This window comes from Curtobacterium sp. MMLR14_002, assembly GCF_001864975.1.
GTDB lineage: Bacteria > Actinomycetota > Actinomycetes > Actinomycetales > Microbacteriaceae > Curtobacterium > Curtobacterium flaccumfaciens.
In genome coordinates this window covers 21,324-28,179 of record NZ_MJGT01000061.1, presented here as the reverse complement: position 1 = coordinate 28,179, position 6,856 = coordinate 21,324, and the positions used below count along the sequence as shown (strand labels likewise).

Below are 6,856 nucleotides of genomic sequence, written 5' to 3'. Positions count from 1 at the left end.
GGTCGGGGGTCGGGGGTCGGTGGTCGGTGGTCGGGATCCGCGAGCGGGCGAAATGCCACGGTGCTCTTGCCAGCCCACCCACACATTTCGCCCGCTCGCCCGGATGACCCCGGACTGCGGCTTCCACGCTCCCTGCCGTCGCCTCCACCCCGCGAACGGGCGAAACACCGCGGTGCGGTCGGCGGCAGGCGCGGTGTTTCGCCCGCTCGCGGGGGCAACCGTCCCTCCACATGGGCGAGAGCGGGCAAGCCGTCCACAGAGGAGGCCCGACTCCCGTCCTCGGGGTCGCCTCGCCGTCACGCTGTGGAGATGACCGCAAGACGCCGACTCCCGATGGCACTCCGCGACGCTTCGTTCCGGGTACGGGATGCGCTGCACAGAGGCGTTTCGCGTGGCCGACTCGACGCTCGCGATCTCATCCGCCCGTTCCACGGCGTCCGATCAGCGTTCCCACCGGAGTCCGTGGATGAACGCGCAAGGGCGCTCGCTCCTCGACTCCGCCCCGATCAGGTCTTCAGTCACGTCACTGCGGCAGCGATCATCGGCGTCCCGCTCCCCCGCCGTCTCGAACGCGATCAGCGGTTGCACGTCACGACGATCGGTACCGACCAAGCGCTCCGGGTTCGCGGCACGGTCGGCCACCGAGCTCGGTACGGATCGGTCCGCGCGACGATCGCACGAGGAGTGCCGCTGACCACTCCGGCCGACACGTTCGTCGCACTGGGCTCGATGCTGACGCTCGACGAACTCATCGTCGCGGGCGACGCGCTCGTGGGGTGGCTCGGCTGGGCGACGCTCGACGAACTCGCCCAGGCCGTCCGACGACGACGCGGCATCCGCGGCATCGTGAAGCTCCGCCTCGCGCTCGATGAGATTCGGAGGGGATCTCGGTCTCCCGGAGAGACCCGGACGCGGCTGGCACTCGTCCGCTGCGGACTCCCGGAACCGGCGCTCAACCACGATGTCGTCGTCGACGGGCAGTGGATTGCATGTGTGGACCTCGCCTACCCCGATGCCAGGGTTGCGATCGAATACGAGAGCGATCTGCACCGCACTGATCCAGCCACCTTCCGGAAAGACCTGACGCGCGGGGAGCACCTCAAGGACGTCGACTGGTGGCTCATCAGAGCAACAGCAGACGACGTCGCGCATGGTGTCGACCGTTTCGTGCACCGCATCCGTCGGCTGCTCGAGGTCGGCGCCAGAGGTGCTCACGACACGCGGTTTGCGACACTTGGGTGAACAATGGTTGACGCTTCAACCAAAACGGTGCACACTGTCGTAGTATCAACTCGATGCAGGCGCATGGAACGCGTCGCACCGCAGACTCTCGTTCGGAAGAAGGACCACCATGACGCTCACCGCTGACACCGTTCCCGGCTACAAGACCGGCACCTGGAAGATCGACCCGACCCACTCCGAGGTCACCTTCTCGGTCCGCCACCTCGCCATCAGCAAGGTCAAGGGCAAGTTCGAGACGTTCGACGCCACCGTCGTGACCGCCGAGAACCCGCTCGAGTCGACCGTCGAGGCCAACATCGACGTCGCGTCGATCAACACCGGCCAGGAGCAGCGCGACCAGCACCTCAAGACGAGCGACTTCTTCCTCACCGAGGAGCACCCGCAGCTGACCTTCCGCTCGACGAGCATCGAGGCGAAGGGCGACGACCTGCACATTGCGGGCGACCTGACCCTGCGCGGCGTCACCAAGCCGGTCGTCCTCAAGGCCGAGCTCGGTGGCTTCACCACGGACGGCTACGGCCAGGTCAAGTTCGGTGCCGAGGCGACCACGAAGATCGACCGCACCGAGTTCGGTGTGAACTGGAACGCGGCGCTCGAGGCCGGTGGCTTCACGCTCGGCAACGACGTCACGATCAACCTCGACGTCCAGTTCGTCCTCCAGGCGGCCTGAGCCACCTCTGACTCAACGCCCGACTGAGGGCACCGAGCGGCACTCCCCGAACCCGAGAAGAACGCCCCGGCTCCGCACGGAGTCGGGGCGTTCTTCGTTGTCGGCACCGCTCCCCCGACCACGAGCGGGCGAAACACCCTGGCCCTTCGTCCTGTCACGTCAGGCATTCCGCCCGCTCGACGATGCCGGGCGCCGAAGTCGACGCTGATCCCCGCAATCACGCCCACGCCGGCGCCCGTGAGCACGCCCACGCCCATGAGCGGGCGAAACACCGTGAAGATCCCCGTGGCAGGCCGGACATTTCGCCCGCTCGCGCAACGGGGTTCGAGCACGCGCGGGACAGGGAGCCAGCGGGCACGAGCGGACGAGCGTCCGAGCGGACGAACGCCCGGGCGCCGGACGGGCACCGACCGGCCCCCGCCCCCGCGTAACGTTGGCACGTGCGACGGCACCGAGGGGAATCCGCACGCCGGACCCCGAGTTGCACGAAACGCACCAACCACGAGCACGCCCGCACGACGAACAGGAGCACCACCATGGCCACCGACTGGATCGCGATGCAGGCCCTCGCGGCAGCCGAGTTCGGCCGCCGCGTCGCCGCCGTCACCGACTGGGACGCCCCCACCCCCGACTCCGAGTGGACCACCCGCGACCTCGTCGCCCACGTCGTCGACGAGCAGCGCTGGATCCCGAAGCTCCTGACCGGGTGCGACTACGCCCAGGCCCAGGCCGACCTCGAGCCGATCGGCGACGACCTGGTGGCCGAGTGGCACCGGTTCGCCACCGCGGCCACCGACGCCTGGCGGAACGCCCCGCAGGACACCCCCGTGCACCTCAGCACCGACGTCGTGCCCGCCGCGCAGTACCTCACCGAGCAGACGAGCGACATCACGATCCACACGTGGGACCTCGCCCGGGCGACCGGCACCGAGGAGTCCCTGCCCGACGAGCTCGTCCGCGCCGTGTGGGAGTACTTCGAGCCGCAGATCGAGGACCTCGCCGCCACCGGCCTGTACGCACCTCCGGTCGACGTCACCGAGGACTCCCCGCTCCAGGTCCGCCTGCTCGCCGTCACAGGCCGCGATGCCAGAGTGACGGCATGACCACCGACACCAGCGGCACCACCACGGAGACGAGCAGCATGACCACCGACACGAAGCGCCTCGGCAACTCGGGGCTCGAGATCAGCAGCGTCGTCCTCGGCATGATGTCGTACGGCGACCCGGACCGGGGCTCGCACGCCTGGAGCGTCGGCATCGACGAGGCCCGCCCGTTCGTCCGCCGCGCGTTCGAGGCCGGCATCACGACCTTCGACACCGCGAACGTCTACTCGGACGGCAGCAGCGAGGAGATCACCGGCACGCTCCTCGCGGAGCTGGCTCCGCGCGAGGACGTCCAGGTCTTCACGAAGGTCTTCAACCGGATGCGTCCCGGCCGGAACGGCGCCGGGCTGTCCCGCGCGGCGATCATGCACGAGATCGACGCCTCCCTGACCCGGCTGGGCACGGACTACGTCGACCTGTACCAGATCCACCGCTTCGACCCGGTGACGCCGATCGAGGAGACCATGGAGGCCCTCCACGACGTCGTCAAGGCCGGCAAGGCGCGCTACATCGGCGCGAGCAGCATGTGGACGTGGCAGTTCGCCGAGATGCAGCACACCGCCGAGCGCCACGGCTGGACGAAGTTCGTGAGCATGCAGGACCAGTACAACCTGCTCGAACGCGAGGAGGAGCGCGAGATGCTCCCCTTCTGCGAGCACACCGGCGTCGGCGTGATCCCGTGGAGCCCCCTCGCCCGCGGCCGCGTCACCCGCCCCTGGGACGCCTCCGGTTCGGGCTCACGCGCGCAGACCGACGAGTTCGGCAAGACCCTCTACAAGCAGGACGAGGACGCCAACCGCGCGATCGTCGACGCGGTCGAGGCCGTCGCCACGGAGCGCGGCGTCCCGATGGCGCAGGTCGCCCTGGCCTGGGTCGCCGGCAAGCCCGCGGTCTCCGCGCCCATCGTCGGCGCGACGAAGGAGCACCACATCGACGACGCGGTCGCAGCCGCCTCGCTGACGCTCACCGACGACGAGGTCACGCGACTCGAGTCCGCGTACACGCCCCGGGTGCCGTCGGGTTTCTGACGCCCCCACGAGCGGACGGGAGGCACGGTGCCAGCTGGCACCGTGCCTCCCGTCCGTCAGGTGGTCACGGTGACCGCTGTGGTCAGGCGACCGCGCTGCCGTCAGCGCGCTGCAGGCGCGCGATGCGCCGCCGCGCGGCTCGTTCGGAACCGGTCTGGTCGTCGAGCACCGCACCGATCCCGTCGAGCACGAGCTTCGTGGTGCGGACCACCGGCAGCTCCACCGGGCCGACGATCGGCGCACGGAGGCCGAGGAGCGAGCGGTGCCGCGGGTCGAGCGTGGACACCGCTCCCTGGAACACGGCGCGGTAGCCGGGTCGCAGCAGGCGGGAGAGCGGCGGGTCCTTGATGAACCGGACGACGTCGCGGGTGCGCGAGTCGACCAGGAGTTCGCCGCGGTCGAGGTACCCGTTCATCTGGGCACGGAGCTCCGCCTCGGACTCGGGCGGGTCGACGATGCGCATGAGGCGCCCGGCCTCGGCCCACTCGCGCACGTAGGCGTCCGCGCCGCCGGGGATCGGGCCTCCCCAGCGCTGGGCGGCGCGGAGGAACGCGTCGGTGAAGGCGAGGTGCACCCAGCGCGCCAGGTCCGGGTCGTTCGCCGCGTAGGGGCGGGCGGTGCCGTGCGCGTCGACGTACTGCCCGCGGACCCGCTCGTGCAGCCGGAGCACCCAGTCGCTGCCGCTGCGGGCGGTCTGCCGGTCGCCGTACGTGACCGTCGCGATCCACCGGCTGGTGCCCGCCAGGCGACCGAACGGGTCCTCGCGGTACCGGGAGTGGTCGGCGACGCCGGCGAGCGCGCCGGGGTGCAGCGCCTGGACGAGCAGTGCCCGCACGCCGGCGACGATGCCGTGGCTCCCACCGTGCACCGCCCACGTGGCCGAGCCCGGACCGAAGAAGCCCGCGTCGGTGCCGTGTTCCAGGTCGTCCATCCAGGCTTCCGTGCCGGTCGAACCACCCGTGAACGTCTGGTTGAGGCGGGACCGGAAGACGTCGGAGACAGTGGACATGTCGTCATGTTCCGTCCGTCACCTGGGCGCGGGGGTGGCATCGCGCAAAGTGGCCCTCCCAGCGTGCACGGGGGTGGCCCACTAGGTTGGGTCGGGTGAGCATCGACACGCCTCGTCCCTGGCTTGCCTCGTACGCCCCGGGGGTCCCGCACGACATCGAGGAACAGAGTGGTTCCCTGTACGACCTGGTCGAGCAGTCGGCCCGGAAGTTCCCCAGGCAGGTCGCCCTCGAGTTCTTCAAGCGCACCACGAGCTACGCCGACCTCGAGGAGCAGATCCTCCGCGCGGCGAACGGCCTGCGGAAGCTCGGCGTGGGCGCGGGTGACCGCGTCGCCATCGTCCTGCCGAACTGCCCGCAGCACATCGTGGCGTTCTACGCGGTGCTGCGGCTCGGCGCGATCGTGGTCGAGCACAACCCGCTGTACACGCCGCGGGAGCTCCGCCACCAGTTCGAGGACCACGGCGCCAAGGTCGCCATCGCGTGGGACAAGTCGGTCGCGACGCTGCAGGACTTCCCGGCCGACGTGCACCTCGACGCGATCGTCTCGGTCGACATCACCCGCGCCATGCCCCGGAGCACCCGGCTCGCCCTGGCGCTGCCGGTCGCGAAGGCCCGCGAGTCCCGCGCGAAGCTGACGGCGAAGGTGCGCGGCACGGTCAAGTGGGACGACCTCGCCGACACCCGCAAGCTGTCGAAGCGGCACCCGCGGCCGGCCACCGACGACGTCGCGCTGATCCAGTACACGTCCGGCACCACCGGGACGCCGAAGGGCGCGGTGCTGAGCCACCGGAACCTGCTGGCGAACGCCGCGCAGGCCCGGGCGTGGGTGCCGCAGATCCGCCGCGGCGACAATGTCGTGTACGCGGTGCTGCCGATGTTCCACGCCTACGGCCTGACGCTCTGCCTGACCTTCGCGATGAGCATGGCCTCGCGGCTCGTGCTCTTCCCCGCGTTCGACCCCGCCCTCGTCCTGACGGCGATCAAGCGCCACCCGCCGACGTTCCTGCCGGCCGTGCCGCCGATCTACGCGCGGCTGCAGCACGCGGCCGACTCGGCGAAGGTGTCACTCAAGGGCATCGAGATCGGCATCTCCGGCGCCATGCCGCTGTCGCAGGACATCGTCGAACCGTGGGAGGCCCGGACCGACGGCTACCTGGTCGAGGGCTACGGCCTGTCCGAGTGCTCCCCGGTCCTGATGGCCAACCCGGTCTCCCCCGAGCGTCGACTCGGATCGATCGGCCTGCCGCTGTCCTCCACCGAGGCGCGCGTGGTCGACCCCGACGACGACACGAAGGTGCTCGGCATCGACGAGCCCGGCGAACTGCAGGTCCGTGGCCCGCAGGTGTTCCGCGGCTACTGGGGCAAGGCCGAGGCCACCGACGAGGTCTTCACGCCCGACGGCTGGTTCCGCACCGGCGACATCGTGGCCATCGACGCCGACGGGTACGTCCGGATCGTCGACCGCCTCAAGGAACTCATCATCACCGGTGGCTTCAACGTGTCACCGTCCGAGGTCGAGGACACCCTGCTCAAGCACCCCAGCGTCAAGGAGGTCGCGGTCGTCGGCATCACGCAGGGCGGTAACGAGCAGGTCGTCGCAGCCGTCGTGCCGAAGGACCCCTCGACCTTCGACGCGGCCGCGCTCCGGGCATGGTCGCGCGAGCACCTGGCGGCGTACAAGGTGCCGCGCCGGGTCGTCGTGGTCGAGGACCTGCCGCGCTCGATGATCGGCAAGGTGCTGCGGCGGAAGGTGCGGGACCAGATCCTGGACGGCTGACGCGCGGGCGCCGGGCGCCGCCGCTG

6 protein-coding genes are annotated in these 6,856 nt (G+C 70.4%); 5 read left to right on the top strand and 1 reads right to left on the bottom strand.

Annotated elements, in window-relative coordinates; all coding sequences use genetic code 11:
* Positions 1 to 309 precede the first annotated feature (309 nt).
* The 4 genes from BIU91_RS18540 (at position 310) to BIU91_RS11035 (ending at position 4,043) form a co-directional block, all read left to right on the top strand.
* On the top strand, positions 310 to 1,242 hold the full coding sequence (locus tag BIU91_RS18540) for a hypothetical protein (RefSeq protein WP_071405635.1): 933 nt from the start codon (positions 310 to 312) through the stop codon (positions 1,240 to 1,242).
* A 109-nt stretch (positions 1,243 to 1,351) separates the two neighbouring features.
* Positions 1,352 to 1,912, top strand: a complete 561-nt coding sequence (locus tag BIU91_RS11045) for a YceI family protein (RefSeq protein WP_027464630.1) — start codon at positions 1,352 to 1,354, stop codon at positions 1,910 to 1,912.
* 536 nt (positions 1,913 to 2,448) lie between these two features.
* Positions 2,449 to 3,015 carry a TIGR03086 family metal-binding protein gene (locus tag BIU91_RS11040; protein ID WP_027464629.1) on the top strand — a complete coding sequence of 189 codons (567 nt, stop codon included), beginning with the start codon at positions 2,449 to 2,451 and terminating at the stop codon, positions 3,013 to 3,015.
* A complete protein-coding gene (locus BIU91_RS11035) occupies positions 3,012 to 4,043 on the top strand; it encodes an aldo/keto reductase (protein ID WP_084741119.1) in 1,032 nt (343 codons plus the stop codon). The genes BIU91_RS11040 and BIU91_RS11035 overlap by 4 nt, the downstream gene beginning before the upstream one ends.
* An 82-nt stretch (positions 4,044 to 4,125) precedes the next feature.
* Here BIU91_RS11035 and BIU91_RS11030 read toward each other — a convergent pair whose 3' ends face one another.
* On the bottom strand, positions 4,126 to 5,052 hold the full coding sequence (locus tag BIU91_RS11030; protein ID WP_071405489.1) for an oxygenase MpaB family protein: 927 nt from the start codon (positions 5,050 to 5,052) through the stop codon (positions 4,126 to 4,128).
* Positions 5,053 to 5,147: 95 nt separating this feature from the next.
* Between BIU91_RS11030 and BIU91_RS11025 the strand changes: the two genes are divergently transcribed.
* Positions 5,148 to 6,830 carry a long-chain-fatty-acid--CoA ligase gene (locus tag BIU91_RS11025; protein ID WP_071405488.1) on the top strand — a complete coding sequence of 561 codons (1,683 nt, stop codon included), beginning with the start codon at positions 5,148 to 5,150 and terminating at the stop codon, positions 6,828 to 6,830.
* The last annotated feature ends 26 nt before the right edge of the window (positions 6,831 to 6,856 follow it).